An 18,555-nucleotide genomic window follows, 5' to 3' on the forward strand; every position below is an offset into this window, starting at 1 on the left:
GGCGGCCGATTAATCGTGTCTTAAGTGTGGTCGATCTTGATGGTCGGGTCGGCACCACTGATCAGCGAGTTGATGCTGGTGTGGGACCAGTCGTTGCCTTCCAGCTTGATCGTCACATCGGCATTGGCCAAGCCACCGGCGGCGTTGAGCTTGCCTTCACTGCTCACTTGCAGGGTCGACACGCCGTCTACCGTGGTGATCTTGAGGTAGTTGTCGATGGTGCTGTCGGTTTCACCTTTCAACAAATCGCGCAGATCGATGCGGTCGCCTTCCGAGGCCTTGAAGTCCTTGATCACATCGTTGCCGATGTCGCCAGACTTCCACACAAAGGTGTCGGCCCCCGAGCCACCGATCAGGATGTCGTTGCCCTGGCCGCCAATCAACGTGTCGTTACCCGTGCCACCCAGCAGGATGTCATTGCCTTTGCCACCGTCGAGCGTGTCGTTGCCGCCCTGGCCGAACAGGATGTCATCGCCAGCGCCGCCCAGCAGCGTGTCGTTGGCATCCTTGGCGCCGGAGACGTCGAAGTCCACATAGTGCTCGGTGACGTACTGGTGAACGTTAGAGGCAGTCACTGCCGAGACAGCCACGCCGGTCTTCTGTGCGACAAAGGCCTGCAGTGCGTTGTAACCCTCGCCATTGATCCCGCTGAAACTCACCAGGTCGCCGAACAGGATGTCGTTGCCGTCGCCACCGCTGACGGTGTCCGCGCCCGGCAACGTCGCCTCGGTGTGGCCGAGGATAGCGTTGGCGAGGTCCTTCGGATCGATGTTGGCCTGTGGCTTGCCATCGCTGTCGTACGGTGCCAGCTGATTCAAGCTGACCCCACTATTGAGGCCGATGGCTTCTACGCCACCTGTGGACAGACCTTTAAGCAGTGCGAACGCGCTGTTGGAGTTGAGGGTGGTGGAGTAGTCGGTATCGTATCCGAGGCCGCCTTGCACCGATATTTCATAGGTGCCATCCCCTTGGGCGTGGATGATTCCCTTGTTGTATCCCCAGCCGTAAGACCAGAGGGTCACCTTGCCGGCAGAGTTGATATCAAGGTAGTTATTCGAATCGATGTTGATCCGGGTGGCGGTACCTATGGTGTAGTTGTTCATGGTGACGACATCATCGAGCCTGACGTTGCCGTACAAGTACGGGTTGGTCTGCTCGGACGCTTGGTAAAACGTCGGCTGACCATCGGTGATGAAGTACGTTGTATTAATAGCGCCAGTGTTGCCAGTCGCCTGGGCACTTTTGAAGAAGTTGGACGCGGCCTTGAACACGTCTTCGTAGTTGGTCCCGCCGGTAGACACCATGGAGTCCAGGACTTTCTGCAGCGAGTCCAATGCACCTGGGTCTTTCAGGTTGACTGTCACCGTGCGATTGACCTGGTCGCTGAAATCCGCCAGGAAGATATTCACAGTGCCGGAGGTGCTGGCGCCGATACTGTTTTTCAGCGAGTTGAACGTGGTAGTCAGCGAGGTTTTTGCCGCTGCTATCGAGTCCGCACCCATACTGCCCGATGTATCGATCATGAACGCGATGTTGTAGTTCTTGCCCTGCACCACGTTCAGGCCGGCGATGTCGGCCACGACGATGTCGTTGCCATCGCTGCCATTGATGGTGTCGCTGCCCGAGGTGCCGGTGACCGAATTGTAGGTCGCCGGATGCACCGTGACGGGCAATTGCGCGGTGGTGGTCGCTGAACCGCCGATGCTCTCGGTGGAAGTCGAGGTGACTGTCAGGTTGAACTGGCCGCTGTAGTAGGTCGGCGGCTTGATGCTCAGCGTGTTCAGGTCCCAGCCGGTGACATTCACTTCGCCCACGGTTTTACCCGCAGTAAAGGTGTGCCCCGATGCGTCGGTAAGCACCGAGCCTGCCGGAATGCCGCTGATCTTCACGCTCAGGGTTTCGGAGCCGTCGGTGTCGGTCAGCGCGGTGGTGACCTTGGACAGTTTGACCGTCCCGTTCTCCTGGCCTTCGTTGAGCTTGTAGCCCACGTAGTAACCGTCACCGTTGCTGCCATGCAGGTCGGATACGGTGACGCCGGCGTTGGTCAGGTCGGTAAGGCCGGTGTACAACGGCACGGTGCTGGTGCTCAGGTTCTGCACCGCCCCGCCGTTGATCGACAGGTTAACGTCGAAGCTGCCTGGGCCCGCCTGGTTGGCCTGGTAGATCTCAAGGCTGTAGTAACCGGTGGTGGTTGGCGTGAACGAGCCGCTGAACTTGCCGCTGTTGGTGCCCCACAAACCGCTGGCAACGTCTTTACCGCCAACGTTGACCACCACGCTGTCATCGGCGATGCCGCTGAAGGTGTAGCTCTTGCCGGCTTCCATGTAGATCAGGCCGGAGATTTTTGAGCCAGAGCCGGCGGCGACGTTGTCGACAGACTCGACGTTGGTCACCACCGAGGTGTTGTTCGGCGTGCCCGCGTTATCGATGGCTTTTTTCAGCACGTCCGGTGCAGCGCCGTTGCCGTTGTTGCCGAGGCCGGCAATGCTGTTCCAGCCCTGTTTGACCAGGCCGGTGGAGGCAACGTTGTTGTCTGCCACGCTCAGGGTCGGCGCGTCGGCTACCGGCGTGATATCGACTTTCACCGTGGCGCTGGTACCCAGGTCCTTGCCATCGGTTGGTTGGAACTTGAACTGCGCGTAATCCGCCTGCTTGTTACCCACGCCAGTGCCGCCATAACCGTCGGCGCCGGACTCGTTGGCGTTCGGCGTAAAGCGCAGTTGGCCGCCATCGATCTGAGCCTTGGTAAAGGTCTGGCCGCTGGTCACGTTGGTCCAGGTGCTGCCGTCCGCCGCCAGGTATTGCAGCTTGCCGGCTACCGGCAGCTCGGTGATTTTCACCCCGAGGCTGGCTTGTGGCGAGTCCACATCGCTCACGCCGAAGTTGGCCCAGGTCAGGGCCAGCGCGGTGTCTTCCGTACCGGTCACGGCACCGCCAGTGGCCACTGGTGCATCGTTGACTGCTACCACGTTGACGGTGGTGGTAGCCACGTTGGAGTAGTTGCCGCCATCGGTCACCGTCACGGTGATGGTGCGCGGCGTGGTGCTCGGGTCGTGGCTGTTGTTGGTGAACGTGATGTTCTTGATCTGCTGCATGTAGTCGGCCAGCGACGCCGTCCCGGTCAGGGTCAAGGTGATTTTACCGGTCACAGGGTCGGTAGTCGGGGTCACGGTGATGCCGCTCACGCCGCTGAAGTTCAGCGAGTCGCCTGGCTGGCTGTTGGTCAATACCACGGTGGCGCCGGTCAGTTGGGTGCTGTCCGGGTCGGTGATCTTAATGTCAGTGTCAGCAATTGACACACCGGTGCCGCCTTCGGTGAAGGTGGTCTTGAAGTCCGCACCGCTGGCGCCGCTGGAGTTGTTGGCATCCAGATCGATGACCGGCGGCGCATCATTGTCGATGATGTTGGTGGTAACACTGCCATTGCCGACCACCAGGTTTTCGAAGTTGCCGCCAGTGGTCTTGTCGATGGTGATGACGATATTTTCCGTCGGCTCGGTGATCTTGTCGTCGAGCGTGCGGATATCAAACGGTACGCTGCTGGAGCCTGCCGGAATCTTCACGGTGTACACGCCATTGAAGTCTGAACCGTCGGTAGCGGTGCCGCTGTACTTGAGCGTCACGGTCACGTCGGTTTGCGGCGGGTTGCTCAGGGTCAGCGTGTAGTGCGCCGTACCGCCTTCAGTCACCGACGCATCGCCGGTAATGCTGATGGTGGTGTTGCTGACCACATCGGTCACTTTGGTAACCACGGTGCTGCCGTCGACGATCAAGTGTTCGTACTTGTCGCCACCGCTGACCACACCCGTGATTTTAGTGGTGACGTCATTGGCGCCGACATACGCATCGTTAGGTGCGGTGGCGGTGGTGAAGCTGGTGGACTTGCCATTGCCGATGGTAATGGTCGAGCCGTTATCCAGCTTGACGACCAGGTCTGAGCCAACGTTGTTCACCGCCACACCGTTCTTGTCGACCAGGGACGCGGTGTACACGATCTGCCCGCCTTCGCTGACCGAGCCAGTGGCCTTGAGTACCACGGTCACGTCATCGATGGTGTCGTTGATGGTGGTCGTGGCGCCCGCAGGTGTGATGGTCACGCCCTCGAAATTGCCGCCGGTGGTGCCGGTGATCTTGACGGTCTGGGTGCTCTTGTCGATGAACACGTCATCGGTAGGCGCCGGGACGGTCACCGTGCCCACGGTCTCACCTTGCTTGATAGTGATGCTCGAACCGTTGTCGAGCTGGACCAGCATGTCGCTACCGGCCTTGTTGCTCAAGGTGGCGGTGTAGGTGATCTGGCCGCCTTCGTTGACCGCGGTCGGGGCAGTCAGGGTAACGGTGGTCAGGTCGGTGGAGCCTGGTGTGTCGGTGACGGTGGTGTTCACCGCCGTCGTGCCCGGCACCAGGTTCTCGAAGTGCTCGCCGCCGGTCACGCCTTTGATGGCGGTGGTGACGGTTTGGTCGCCTTTGTAGACGTCGTTTGGCGCTACGGTGGTGATGGAACCGCTCGACTGATTCACACCGATGGTGATGGTCTTGCCGTTATCCAGGGTCACGGTCAGCGGATTGGTGATGTTGGTCACCGGTGCGCCGTTCTTATCCACAAGGCTGGCGGTGTAGACGATGTTGCCGCCTTCGCCGACGGTGGTAGTGGCGGTCAGGACCACATCGACTTTGTCGATGGTGTCGTTGATCGTGGTGGTTGCGCCATTGCCTGCCACTTCGAGTTTTTCGAAGTTGCCGCCAGTGGTCTCGGTGATCTTGACGGTCTGCGTGCTCTTATCGATAAACACGTCATCGGTAGGCGCAGGGACAGTCACGGTGCCGACGGTTTCGCCGGCCTTGATGGTGATCGACGAACCGTTATCTAACTTCAGCGTGACATCAGTGCCCGCTTTATTGGAAAGCGTTGCGGTGTACGTAATCTGCCCACCTTCGTTAACGGCACTTGGCGCTGTCAGCGTAACGGTGGTGGTGTTATCGGTACCCGGTGTGTCCGTAACGGTGGTGTTAACCGGGGTAGTACCTGGAACCAGATTTTCAAAGTGCTCGCCGCCGGTCACACCCTTGATAGCGGTGGTGACAGTTTGGTCGCCCTTGTACACATCATCCGGAGCAAGAACCGAAACGCTACCGCTCGATTGGTTTACGCCGATGGTGATGGTCTTGCCGTTATCCAGGGTCACGGTCAGCGGATTGGTGATGTTGGTCACCGGTGCGCCGTTTTTATCCACGAGGCTGGCGGTGTAAACGATGTTGCCGCCTTCGCCGACGGTGGTGGTGGCGGTCAGGACCACATCGACCTTGTCGATAGTGTCGTTGATCGTAGTGGTCGCGCCGCTGCCTGCAACTTCCAGTTTTTCGAAGTTACCGCCCGAAGCGTCGGTGATCTTGACGGTCTGAGTGCTCTTATCGATGAACACGTCATCGGTAGGCGCAGGCACGGTCACAGTACCGACGGTCTCGCCAGCTTTGATGGTGATCGAAGAGCCGTTATCCAGCTTCAAGGTGACGTCAGTACCGGCCTTGTTGCTCAAGGTCGCGGTGTAAGTGATCTGACCACCTTCGTTAACGGCACTTGGCGCTGTCAGCGTCACAGTGGTGGTGTTGTCGGTACCGGGGGTATCGGTGACAGTGGTGTTCACTGCCGTAGTGCCAGGCACCAGGTTCTCGAAATGCTCGCCGCCGGTCACACCCTTTATAGCGGTGGTGACAGTTTGGTCGCCCTTGTACACATCATCAGGAGCAAGAACCGAAACGCTACCGCTCGATTGGTTTACGCCGATGGTGATGGTTTTACCGTTATCCAATGTCACGGTCAGCGGGTTGGTGATGTTGGTCACCGGCGCGCCGTTCTTATCCACAAGGCTGGCGGTGTAGACGATGTTGCCGCCTTCGCCGACGGTAGTGGTAGCAGTTAGAACTACATCCACCTTGTCGATGGTGTCGTTGATCGTGGTCGTTGCGCCGTTACCTGCGACTTCGAGTTTTTCGAAGTTGCCGCCGGAAGCGTCAGTAATCTTGACGGTCTGGGTACTTTTATCGATGAACACGTCATCGCTTGGAGCGGGCACAGTCACAGTGCCAACAGTGTCGCCAGCCTTGATGGTGATCGAAGAACCGTTGTCGAGTTTCAGCGTTACGTCAGTGCCCGCTTTGTTGGAAAGCGTGGCGGTGTACGTGATCTGCCCACCTTCGTTTGCCTCGGCCGGAGCGGTCAGCGTCACCGTAGTGGTGTTGTCAGTGCCTGGTGTATCCGTAACGGTGGTATTAACCGGGGTAGTACCTGGAACCAGATTTTCAAAGTGCTCGCCGCCGGTCACGCCTTTGATGGCGGTAGTGACGGTCTGGTCGCCTTTGTAGACATCGTCTGGCGCGATGGTGGTGATAGAACCGCTCGACTGGTTTACGCCAATAGTGATGGTCTGGCCGTTATCCAATGTCACGGTCAGCGGATTGGTGATGTTGGTCACCGGTGCGCCGTTCTTATCCACAAGGCTGGCGGTGTAGACGATATTGCCGCCTTCGCCGACGGTGGTAGTGGCGGTCAGGACCACATCGACTTTGTCGATGGTGTCGTTGATCGTGGTGGTTGCGCCGTTTCCTGCCACTTCGAGTTTTTCGAAGTTGCCGCCAGTGGTTTCGGTGATCTTGACGGTCTGGGTGCTCTTATCGATAAACACGTCATCGGTAGGCGCAGGCACAGTCACGGTGCCGACGGTTTCGCCAGCTTTGATAGTGATCGAAGAGCCGTTATCCAGCTTCAAGGTGACGTCAGTACCGGCCTTGTTGCTCAAGGTTGCGGTGTAGGTGATCTGACCACCTTCGTTAACGGCACTTGGCGCTGTCAGCGTAACGGTGGTGGTGTTATCGGTACCCGGTGTGTCCGTAACGGTGGTGTTCACCGCGGTAGTGCCAGGGACCAGATTCTCGAAATGCTCGCCGCCGGTTACGCCTTTGATTGCGTTGGTGACGGTTTGATCGCCTTTATAGACATCATCCGGAGCAAGAACCGAAACGTTACCGCTCGATTGGTTTACGCCGATGGTGATGGTTTTACCGTTATCCAAAGTGACGGTCAGCGGGCTGGTGATGTTAGTCACCGGTGCGCCGTTTTTATCCACAAGGCTGGCGGTGTAAACGATATTGCCGCCTTCGCCAACGGTGGTGGTCGCGGTCAGGACCACATCAACTTTGTCGATCGTGTCGTTGATGGTGGTGGTTGCGCCGTTGCCTGCCACTTCGAGTTTTTCGAAGTTGCCGCCGGTGGTCTCGGTGATCTGGACGGTCTGGCTGCTCTTGTCGATGAACACGTCATCGGTAGGGGCAGGCACGGTCACGGTGCCAACAGTGTCGCCAGCCTTGATGGTGATGCTTGAACCATTGTCGAGTTTCAGCGTGACGTCGGTGCCGGCCTTATTGCTCAAGGTCGCGGTGTACGTGATCTGGCCGCCTTCGTTAACGGCACTTGGCGCAGTCAGCGTAACCGTGGTGGTGTTATCGGTACCCGGTGTGTCCGTAACGGTGGTGTTCACCGCTGTAGTGCCAGGGACCAGGTTTTCGAAATGCTCGCCGCCGGTCACGCCTTTGATAGCGGTGGTAACGGTTTGATCGCCCTTGTACACATCATCAGGAGCAAGAACCGAAACGTTACCGCTCGATTGGTTTACGCCGATGGTGATGGTTTTACCGTTATCCAACGTGACGGTCAGCGGGCTGGTGATGTTAGTCACCGGTGCGCCGTTCTTATCCACAAGGCTGGCGGTGTAGACGATATTGCCGCCTTCGCCGACGGTGGTAGTGGCGGTCAGGACCACATCGACTTTGTCGATGGTGTCGTTGATCGTGGTGGTTGCGCCGTTTCCTGCCACTTCGAGTTTTTCGAAGTTGCCGCCAGTGGTTTCGGTGATCTTGACGGTCTGGGTGCTCTTATCGATAAACACGTCATCGGTAGGCGCAGGCACAGTCACGGTGCCGACGGTTTCGCCAGCTTTGATAGTGATCGAAGAGCCGTTATCTAACTTCAGCGTGACATCAGTGCCCGCTTTATTGGAAAGCGTTGCGGTGTACGTAATCTGCCCACCTTCGTTAACGGCACTTGGCGCTGTCAGCGTAACGGTGGTGGTGTTATCGGTACCCGGTGTGTCCGTAACGGTGGTGTTAACCGGGGTAGTACCTGGAACCAGATTTTCAAAGTGCTCGCCGCCGGTCACACCCTTGATAGCGGTGGTGACAGTTTGGTCGCCTTTGTACACATCATCAGGAGCAATAACCGAAACGCTAGCGCTCGATTCGTTAACACCGATAGTGATGGTTTTGCCGTTATCCAATGTCACGGTGAGCGGGTTGGTGATGTTGGTCACCGGTGCGCCGTTTTTATCCACAAGGCTGGCGGTGTAGACGATGTTGCCGCCTTCACCCACGGTAGTCGTGGCGGTCAGAACCACGTCGACTTTATCGATGGTGTCGTTGATGGTGGTGGTTGCGCCATTGCCTGCAACTTCTAACTTCTCGAAGTTGCCGCCCGTGGTCTCGGTGATCTTGACGGTTTGGGTGCTCTTGTCGATGAACACGTCATCGGTAGGTGCAGGCACGGTCACGGTGCCGACGGTGTCGCCAGCTTTGATGGTGATCGAAGAACCGTTATCCAGCTTCAGGGTGACGTCAGTACCGGCCTTGTTGCTCAAGGTCGCGGTGTAGGTGATCTGGCCGCCTTCGTTAACGGCACTTGGCGCAGTCAGCGTAACCGTGGTGGTGTTATCGGTACCCGGTGTGTCCGTAACGGTGGTGTTCACCGCGGTAGTGCCAGGGACCAGATTCTCGAAATGCTCGCCGCCGGTTACGCCTTTGATAGCGGTGGTGACGGTTTGATCGCCTTTATAGACATCATCAGGAGCAAGAACCGAAACGCTACCGCTCGATTGGTTTACGCCAATGGTGATGGTCTGGCCGTTATCCAAAGTCACGGTCAACGGGTTGGTGATGTTGGTCACCGGTGCGCCGTTCTTATCCACAAGGCTGGCGGTGTAGACGATGTTGCCGCCTTCACCAACGGTAGTGGTGGCGGTCAGGACCAAATCGACTTTATCGATGGTGTCGTTGATCGTGGTGGTTGCACCGTCGCCTGCTACTTCGAGTTTTTCGAAGTTGCCGCCGGAAGCGTCGGTGATCTTGACGGTCTGGGTGCTCTTATCGATGAACACGTCATCGGTAGGCGCGGGCACGGTCACAGTGCCAACCGTGTCGCCAGCCTTGATGGTGATCGAAGAGCCGTTATCCAACTTCAGCGTGACGTCGGTACCGGCCTTATTGCTCAAGGTCGCGGTGTAGGTGATCTGGCCACCCTCATTCGCTTCGGTCGGAGCTGTCAGCGTAACGGTAGTGGTGTTATCGGTGCCCGGTGTATCAGTAACGGTGGTGTTAACCGGGGTAGTACCTGGAACCAGATTTTCGAAGTGCTCGCCGCCGGTAACACCCTTGATAGCGGTGGTGACGGTTTGATCGCCTTTATAGACATCATCAGGAGCAAGAACCGAAACGCTACCGCTAGTCTGGTTTACGCCAATGGTGATGGTCTGGCCGTTATCCAAAGTCACGGTCAACGGGTTGGTGATGTTGGTCACCGGTGCGCCGTTCTTATCCACAAGGCTGGCGGTGTAGACGATGTTGCCGCCTTCGCCAACGGTGGTAGTGGCGGTCAGGACCACATCAACTTTGTCGATAGTGTCGTTGATGGTGGTGGTCGCACCGTTGCCTGCAACTTCCAGTTTTTCGAAGTTGCCGCCCGTGGTCTCGGTGATCTTGACGGTCTGGGTGCTCTTGTCGATGAACACGTCATCGGTAGGTGCAGGGACGGTCACGGTGCCGACGGTGTCGCCAGCTTTGATAGTGATCGAAGAGCCGTTATCCAACTTCAAAGTGACGTCAGTGCCCGCTTTGTTGGAAAGCGTTGCGGTGTACGTAATTTGACCACCTTCGTTCACTGCACTTGGTGCAGTCAGCGTCACCGTCGTGGTGTTGTCAGTGCCGGGAGTATCGGTGACGGTGGTGTTCACCGCCGAGGTACCCGGTACCAGGTTTTCAAAATGCTCGCCGCCAGTCACACCCTTGATCGCAGTGGTGACAGTTTGATCGCCTTTGTAGACGTCGTTTGGCGCGATAGTGGTGATGGAGCCGCTAGACTGGTTCACACCGATGGTGATGGTTTCGCCATTGTCTAGAGTGACAGTTAGTGGGTTAGTAATGTTGGTTACTGGCGCGCCGTTTTTATCCACAAGGCTGGCGGTGTAAACGATATTGCCGCCTTCGCCCACGGTAGTCGTGGCGGTCAGAACCACGTCGACTTTATCGATGGTGTCGTTGATGGTGGTGGTTGCGCCATTGCCTGCAACTTCTAACTTCTCGAAGTTGCCGCCCGTGGTCTCGGTGATCTTGACGGTTTGGGTGCTCTTGTCGATGAACACGTCATCGGTAGGTGCAGGCACGGTCACGGTGCCGACGGTGTCGCCAGCTTTGATAGTGATCGAAGAACCGTTATCCAGCTTCAGGGTGACGTCAGTACCGGCCTTGTTGCTCAAGGTCGCGGTGTAGGTGATCTGGCCACCCTCGTTCACTGCGCTAGGCGCGGTTAGCGTGACCGTCGTGGTGTTGTCAGTACCAGGGGTATCGGTAACGGTGGTGTTCACCGCCGTGGTACCCGGTACCAGATTTTCAAAGTGTTCGCCGCCGGTCACGCCTTTGATAGCGGTGGTGACAGTTTGGTCGCCCTTGTACACATCATCCGGTGCCAAGACCGAAACAGTGCCGCTGGACTGGTTCACACCAATGGTGATGGTTTGGCCGTTATCCAGGGTGACGGTCAACGGGTTGGTGATGTTGGTCACCGGTGCGCCGTTTTTATCCACAAGGCTGGCGGTGTAAACGATATTGCCGCCTTCACCCACGGTAGTCGTGGCGGTCAGGACCACATCGACTTTGTCGATGGTGTCGTTGATCGTGGTCGTTGCGCCGTTGCCTGCAACTTCCAGTTTTTCGAAGTTGCCGCCAGTGGTTTCGGTGATCTGGACGGTCTGCGTGCTCTTATCGATGAACACATCATCGGTAGGTGCAGGCACGGTCACGGTGCCGACGGTCTCGCCAGCTTTGATGGTGATGTTTGACCCGTTGTCGAGTTTCAGCGTGACGTCGGTACCGGCCTTATTGCTCAAGGTCGCGGTGTAGGTGATCTGGCCACCTTCGTTAACGGCACTTGGCGCGGTCAGCGTAACGGTGGTGGTGTTATCGGTACCCGGTGTGTCCGTAACGGTGGTGTTTACTGCCGTCGTGCCAGGAACCAGGTTTTCAAAGTGCTCGCCGCCAGTGACGCCCTTGATGGCGGTGGTGACGGTTTGATCGCCCTTGTACACGTCATCAGGAGCAAGAACCGAAACGCTACCGCTCGATTGGTTTACGCCGATGGTGATGGTTTTACCGTTATCCAAAGTGACGGTCAGCGGGTTGGTGATGTTAGTCACCGGCGCGCCGTTTTTATCCACAAGGCTGGCGGTGTAGACGATGTTGCCGCCTTCACCAACGGTAGTGGTGGCGGTCAGGACCAAATCGACTTTATCGATGGTGTCGTTGATCGTGGTGGTTGCACCGTCGCCTGCTACTTCGAGTTTTTCGAAGTTGCCGCCAGTGGTTTCGGTGATCTTGACGGTTTGGGTGCTCTTGTCGATGAACACGTCATCGGTAGGTGCAGGCACGGTCACGGTGCCGACGGTGTCGCCAGCTTTGATAGTGATCGAAGAACCGTTATCCAGCTTCAGGGTGACGTCAGTACCGGCCTTGTTGCTCAAGGTCGCGGTGTAGGTGATCTGGCCACCTTCGCTCACTGCGTTTGGCGCAGTCAACGTGACAGTCGTAGTGTTATCGGTACCCGGTGTGTCAGTTACAGTTGTAGTGACATTATCGGTCCCTGGAACCAAATTCTCGAAGTGCTCGCCGCCAGTCACACCTTGGATGGCGGTAGTGACGGTCTGGTCGCCTTTGTACACATCATCCGGTGCAAGAACCGACACGCTAGCGCTGGATTCATTCACACCAATGGTGATGGTTTGGCCGTTATCCAGGGTGACGGTGAGCGGGTTGGTGATGTTAGTCACCGGTGCGCCGTTTTTATCCACAAGGCTGGCGGTGTAAACGATATTGCCGCCTTCACCCACGGTAGTCGTGGCGGTCAGGACCACATCGACTTTGTCGATGGTGTCGTTGATGGTGGTGGTTGCGCCATTGCCTGCAACTTCTAACTTCTCGAAGTTGCCGCCCGTGGTCTCGGTGATCTTGACGGTTTGGGTGCTCTTGTCGATGAACACGTCATCGGTAGGCGCAGGCACGGTTACAGTGCCAACAGTGTCCCCAGCCTTGATGGTGATCGACGAACCGTTATCCAGCTTCAGGGTGACGTCAGTACCGGCCTTGTTGCTCAAAGTTGCGGTGTAGGTGATCTGGCCACCTTCGCTCACTGCGTTTGGCGCAGTGAGCGTGACAGTCGTAGTGTTATCGGTACCCGGTGTGTCAGTGACGGTGGTGTTCACCGCCGTCGTGCCAGGAACCAGGTTCTCGAAATGTTCGCCGCCCGTCACGCCTTTGATGGCAGTGGTGACAGTTTGGTCGCCCTTGTACACATCATCCGGCGCCAAGACGGAAACAGTGCCGCTGGACTGGTTCACACCAATGGTGATGGTTTGGCCGTTATCCAGAGTGACGGTGAGCGGGTTGGTGATGTTAGTCACCGGGGCGCCGTTTTTATCCACAAGGCTGGCGGTGTAGACGATGTTGCCGCCTTCGCCAACGGTAGTAGTCGCCGTCAGGACCACATCGACCTTGTCGATGGTGTCGTTGATCGTGGTGGTTGCGCCGTTACCCGCGACTTCTAACTTCTCGAAGTTGCCGCCAGTGGTTTCGGTGATCTGGACGGTTTGCGTGCTCTTATCGATAAACACGTCATCGGTAGGGGCAGGTACTGTCACGGTGCCAATGGTTTCGCCGGCTTTGATGGTGATCGACGAGCCGTTATCCAATTTCAGCGTTACATCAGTGCCCGCTTTGTTGGAAAGCGTAGCGGTGTACGTGATCTGCCCACCCTCATTCGCCTCGGTCGGAGCCGTCAGCGTCACGGTGGTGGTGTTGTCGGTGCCTGGGTTATCGGTGACAGTGGTGTTCACTGGCGTAGTGCCAGGAACCAGGTTCTCGAAATGTTCGCCGCCCGTCACGCCTTTGATGGCAGTGGTGACAGTTTGGTCGCCCTTGTACACATCATCCGGCGCCAAGACGGAAACAGTGCCGCTGGACTGGTTCACACCAATGGTGATGGTTTGGCCGTTATCCAGAGTGACGGTGAGCGGGTTGGTGATGTTAGTCACCGGGGCGCCGTTTTTATCCACAAGGCTGGCGGTGTAGACGATGTTGCCGCCTTCGCCAACGGTAGTAGTCGCCGTCAGGACCACATCAACCTTGTCGATGGTGTCGTTGATTGTGGTGGTTGCGCCGCTACCCGCGACTTCTAACTTCTCGAAGTTGCCGCCAGTGGTTTCGGTGATCTGGACGGTTTGCGTGCTCTTATCGATAAACACGTCATCGGTAGGGGCAGGTACTGTCACGGTGCCAATGGTTTCGCCGGCTTTGATGGTGATCGACGAGCCGTTATCCAATTTCAGCGTTACATCAGTGCCCGCTTTATTGGAAAGCGTAGCGGTGTACGTGATCTGCCCACCCTCATTCGCCTCGGTCGGAGCCGTCAGCGTCACGGTGGTGGTGTTGTCGGTGCCTGGGTTATCGGTGACAGTGGTGTTCACTGGCGTAGTGCCAGGAACCAGGTTCTCGAAATGTTCGCCGCCCGTCACGCCTTTGATGGCAGTGGTGACAGTTTGGTCGCCCTTGTACACATCATCCGGCGCCAAGACGGAAACAGTGCCGCTGGACTGGTTCACACCAATGGTGATGGTTTGGCCGTTATCCAGGGTGACGGTGAGCGGGTTGGTGATGTTAGTCACCGGTGCGCCGTTTTTATCCACAAGGCTGGCGGTGTAAACGATATTGCCGCCTTCACCCACGGTAGTCGTGGCGGTCAGGACCACATCGACCTTGTCGATGGTGTCGTTGATCGTGGTGGTTGCGCCGTTACCAGCAACTTCGAGTTTTTCGAAGTTACCGCCGGAAGTGTCAGTGATCTTGACGGTCTGGGTGCTCTTATCGATGAACACGTCATCGGTAGGCGCAGGGACGGTTACGGTGCCGACAGTGTCGCCCGCCTTGATGGTGATCGACGAACCGTTGTCGAGTTTCAGCGTGACGTCGGTGCCGGCCTTATTACTCAAGGTCGCGGTGTAGGTGATCTGGCCACCTTCGTTCACTGCGTTTGGCGCGGTCAACGTGACAGTCGTAGTGTTATCGGTACCCGGTGTGTCAGTCACAGTTGTAGTGACTTTATCGGTCCCTGGAACCAAATTCTCGAAGTGCTCGCCGCCAGTCACACCCTTGATAGCGGTGGTGACGGTCTGGTCGCCCTTGTAGACGTCATCCGGTGCAAGGACCGAAACGCTAGCGCTGGATTCATTCACACCAATGGTGATGGTTTGGCCGTTATCCAGAGTCACGGTCAGCGGGTTAGTAATGTTGGTTACTGGCGCGCCGTTTTTATCCACAAGGCTGGCGGTGTAAACGATAGTGCCGCCTTCACCCACGGTAGTCGTGGCGGTCAGGACCACATCGACCTTATCGATGGTGTCGTTGATGGTGGTGGTCGCACCGTTGCCTGCAACTTCTAACTTCTCGAAGTTGCCGCCCGTGGTCTCGGTGATCTGAACGGTCTGGGTGCTCTTATCGATGAACACGTCATCGGTAGGCGCAGGGACGGTTACGGTGCCGACGGTGTCGCCAGCTTTGATCGTGATCGAAGAACCGTTATCCAACTTCAGGGTGACGTCAGTACCGGCCTTGTTGCTCAAGGTCGCGGTGTAGGTGATCTGGCCACCTTCGTTTGCTTCGGACGGAGCCGTTAGTGTAACGGTAGTAGTGTTATCGGTGCCCGGAGTGTCCGTCACAGTCGTGGTGACTTTATCGGTGCCAGGCACCAGGTTCTCAAAGTGCTCGCCACCGGTCACACCCTTGATAGCGGTGGTGACGGTCTGGTCGCCCTTGTAGACGTCATCCGGCGCTACCGTGGTAACGGTGCCACTCGACTGATTCACACCGATGGTGATGGTCTGACCGTTATCCAGCGTAACGGTGAGCGGGTTGGTGATGTTAGTCACCGGTGTACCGTTTTTATCCACAAGGCTGGCGGTGTAAACGATAGTGCCGCCTTCGCCGACGGTGGTGGTGGCAGTCAGAACTACATCGACCTTATCGATGGTGTCGTTGAACGTGGTAGTCGCACCGTTGCCCGCAACTTCCAGTTTTTCGAAGTTGCCACCTGTGGTTTCGGTGATCTGAACGGTCTGCGTGCTCTTGTCGATGAACACGTCATCAGTCGGTGCAGGCACGGTCACGGTGCCGACAGTATCGCCAGCCTTGATGGTGATGCTTGAGCCGTTATCCAACTTCAACGTGACGTCAGTACCGGCCTTATTGCTCAAGGTCGCGGTATAGGTGATCTGGCCACCTTCATTTGCTTCAGAGGGGGCGGTCAGTGTCACAGTGGTGGTGTTATCGGTGCCCGGAGTGTCCGTTACAGTTGTAGTGGCTTTATCGGTACCTGGAACCAGATTTTCAAAGTGCTCGCCACCGGTCACGCCGCTGATAGCAGTAGTGACGGTCTGGTCGCCTTTGTAGACATCATCCGGGGCGACGTTGGTAACGGTGCCACTCGACTGATTCACACCAATGGTGATGGTCTGACCGTTATCCAGCGTAACGGTGAGCGGGTTGGTGATGTTAGTCACCGGCGCACCGTTTTTATCCACAAGGCTGGCGGTGTAAACGATAGTGCCGCCTTCGCCGACGGTGGTGGTGGCAGTCAGAACCACATCGACCTTATCGATAGTGTCGTTGATGGTGGTGGTCGCACCGTTGCCTGCAATTTCCAGCTTCTCGAAGTTGCCGCCAGTAGTCTCGGTGATCTTGACTGTCTGGGTGCTCTTGTCGATAAACACGTCATCAGTCGGCGCAGGCACGGTCACGGTGCCAACAGTGTCGCCTGCCTTGATCGTGATCGAAGAACCGTTATCCAGCTTCAACGTAACGTCGGTCCCCGCCTTGTTGGAAAGCGTAGCGGTGTACGTAATTTGCCCGCCCTCATTCGCCTCGGTCGGCGCAGTCAACGTCACGGTGGTGGTGTCGATCGAATCGGTGATCGTGGTGACTGCCGGTGTGGTACTCGGCACCAGGCTTTCAAAATTGCCGCCAGTCGCGCTGGTAATGGTGGTGCTGACCGTGCTGCCGTTGACATAGACATCGTTGGGCGCCGTGTCTACGACCACGCTGCCGACGGACTCGCCGGCCTTGATAGTGATCACCGAGCCATTGCTCAAGGTGACGTTCACCGGGGTTTGTGCCGGGTTGGTCAGCGTGGCGGTGTAGGTGATCTGACCGCCTTCGGTCACGGTCGAACCTGCGGTCAGGGTGACCGTGGTGGCATCGATCGAATCAGTAATGGTGGTGACTGCCGGCGTGGTGCTCGGTACCAGGTTTTCAAAGTTGCCGCCGGTTGCGCCGGTGATAGTGGTGCTGACGGTCGAACCGTTGTTGTAAACGTCGTTGGCCGGAGTATCGACCACAACGGTGCCGGTCGACTCGCCCGCCTTGATGGTGATCACCGAGCCATTGCTCAAGGTGACGTTCACCGGGGTTTGTGCCGGATTGGTGAGGGTGGCGGTGTAGGTGATCTGGCCGCCTTCGGTCACGTTGCCGTTGGCTGTGAGGGTAACGGTGGTGGTGTCGACCGAATCGGTAATGGTGGTGATCGCAGGCGTGGTGCTCGGTACCAGGTTTTCAAAGTTGCCGCCGGTTGCACCAGTGATGGTGGTGCTGACGGTCGAACCGTTGTTGTAAACGTCGTTGGCCGGAGTATCGACCACAACGGTGCCGGTCGACTCACCCGCCTTGATGGTGATCACCGAGCCATTGCTCAAGGTGACATTCACCGGGGTCTGCGCCGGGTTGGTCAGGGTGGCGGTGTAAGTGATCTGCCCGCCTTCGGTCACGCTGCCGTCGGCTGTCAGGGTAACGGTGGTGGTGTCGACCGAATCGGTAATGGTGGTGACTGCCGGCGTAGTGCTCGGTACCAGGTTTTCAAAGTTGCCGCCGGTTGCACCGGTAATGGTGGTGCTGACGGTCGAACCGTTGTTATAGACGTCGTTAGCCGGAGTATCGACCACAACGGTACCTGTCGACTCGCCAGCCTTGATGGTGATCACCGAGCCATTGCTCAAGGTGACGTTCACCGGGGTTTGTGCCGGGTTGGTCAGCGTGGCGGTGTAGGTGATCTGGCCACCTTCGGTTACGGTCGAGCCAGCGGTCAGAGTGACCGTGGTGGTGTCGATGGTATCGGTGATCTGCGTCACGGCCGGGTTAGGGTCGATGGTCAATACCAGGTTGCCGCCGCCGGTGGTACCGGTAACGCCGACGCTGATCTGGCCCGGGTCGATGTACGGGCTGTCATTAGGGGCCAGAGGTACATTCACGGTGCCGGTCAACTGGCCCGACGGGATGGTAATCACCGCGCCATTGGTCAAAGTGACGGTCAGATCGCTGGTGGAAGGCCGGGTCACGGTGGCGGTGTAGGTCAGCACGCCGCCCGCTTCGGTGATGGTTGGCGTCGCGCTCAGGGTCAAGGTCGAAGGCTGCAGCACTTGGTTGCCCGAGTCCGCCGAGCCTGGTGCTCCGCTCAGGGCGTTGAGTGCTGAAGTGCCTTGGCCGATAGGGGCGGTGGGGAAGCCGATGGTCGGGTCTACACGGCCGGCGGTCGCATCCAGCACCACGAAGCTATGGCCACCCCCGGCGGCACCGTTACCGGCAGCGTTTGCGCCAGCTGCGGTGGCTTCCAGGTCGGTGGTCGGGTCAGCGCCGGCGGCGATGGCTTGTTGCAACTCGGCCACCGATGGCGCGGCTTGCTCGCTGGCCGCCGCCAGGTCGGTGGTGGAGTCCGGCATATCGGCGCTCCACTGGGTGTCACGGCCCAGGTCCAGGATGCGACCGTCGGCCAGCTCCAGGCTCACGGCGCCCGACATACCGGTGTCGATCTGGTCGCCCGCGAACAAGCGATCACCTTCAATGAGGACGCGACGAGTACCTTCCGGAGAAATTACGAAAACTTGACCAACAATGCTTTTGACGGTGGCAACAACACTGCTCATTAAAATTTTCTCCGGCGATCCGTTTCGACAAATCCATTTCGCAGCGCGCTATTAGCGCTGCCAATCTGGGGGCGTAGTCTATAAATGCATTGACGTCAAATATTTGGCTGGATTTTTTAGCTATCTAGTTTGTGCCAAACTATTGACCTTATGGTCGCCATCCTAAACAATCGCCCTAGTAATGTCACATTGATATTTATGCGGCGAACCGTCCTACATG

Annotated in this window: 1 protein-coding gene; it reads right to left on the reverse strand. The window is 57.6% G+C overall.

The annotated features are described in order from the left end of the window. Positions 1-20 precede the first annotated feature (20 nt). Positions 21-18,335, reverse strand: a complete 18,315-nt coding sequence (locus TX24_RS00055; RefSeq protein ID WP_057709487.1) for a retention module-containing protein — start codon at positions 18,333-18,335, stop codon at positions 21-23. Positions 18,336-18,555: the final 220 nt, after the last annotated feature.

Source organism: Pseudomonas lactis, assembly GCF_001439845.1.
Taxonomy (GTDB): Bacteria; Pseudomonadota; Gammaproteobacteria; order Pseudomonadales; family Pseudomonadaceae; genus Aquipseudomonas; species Aquipseudomonas lactis.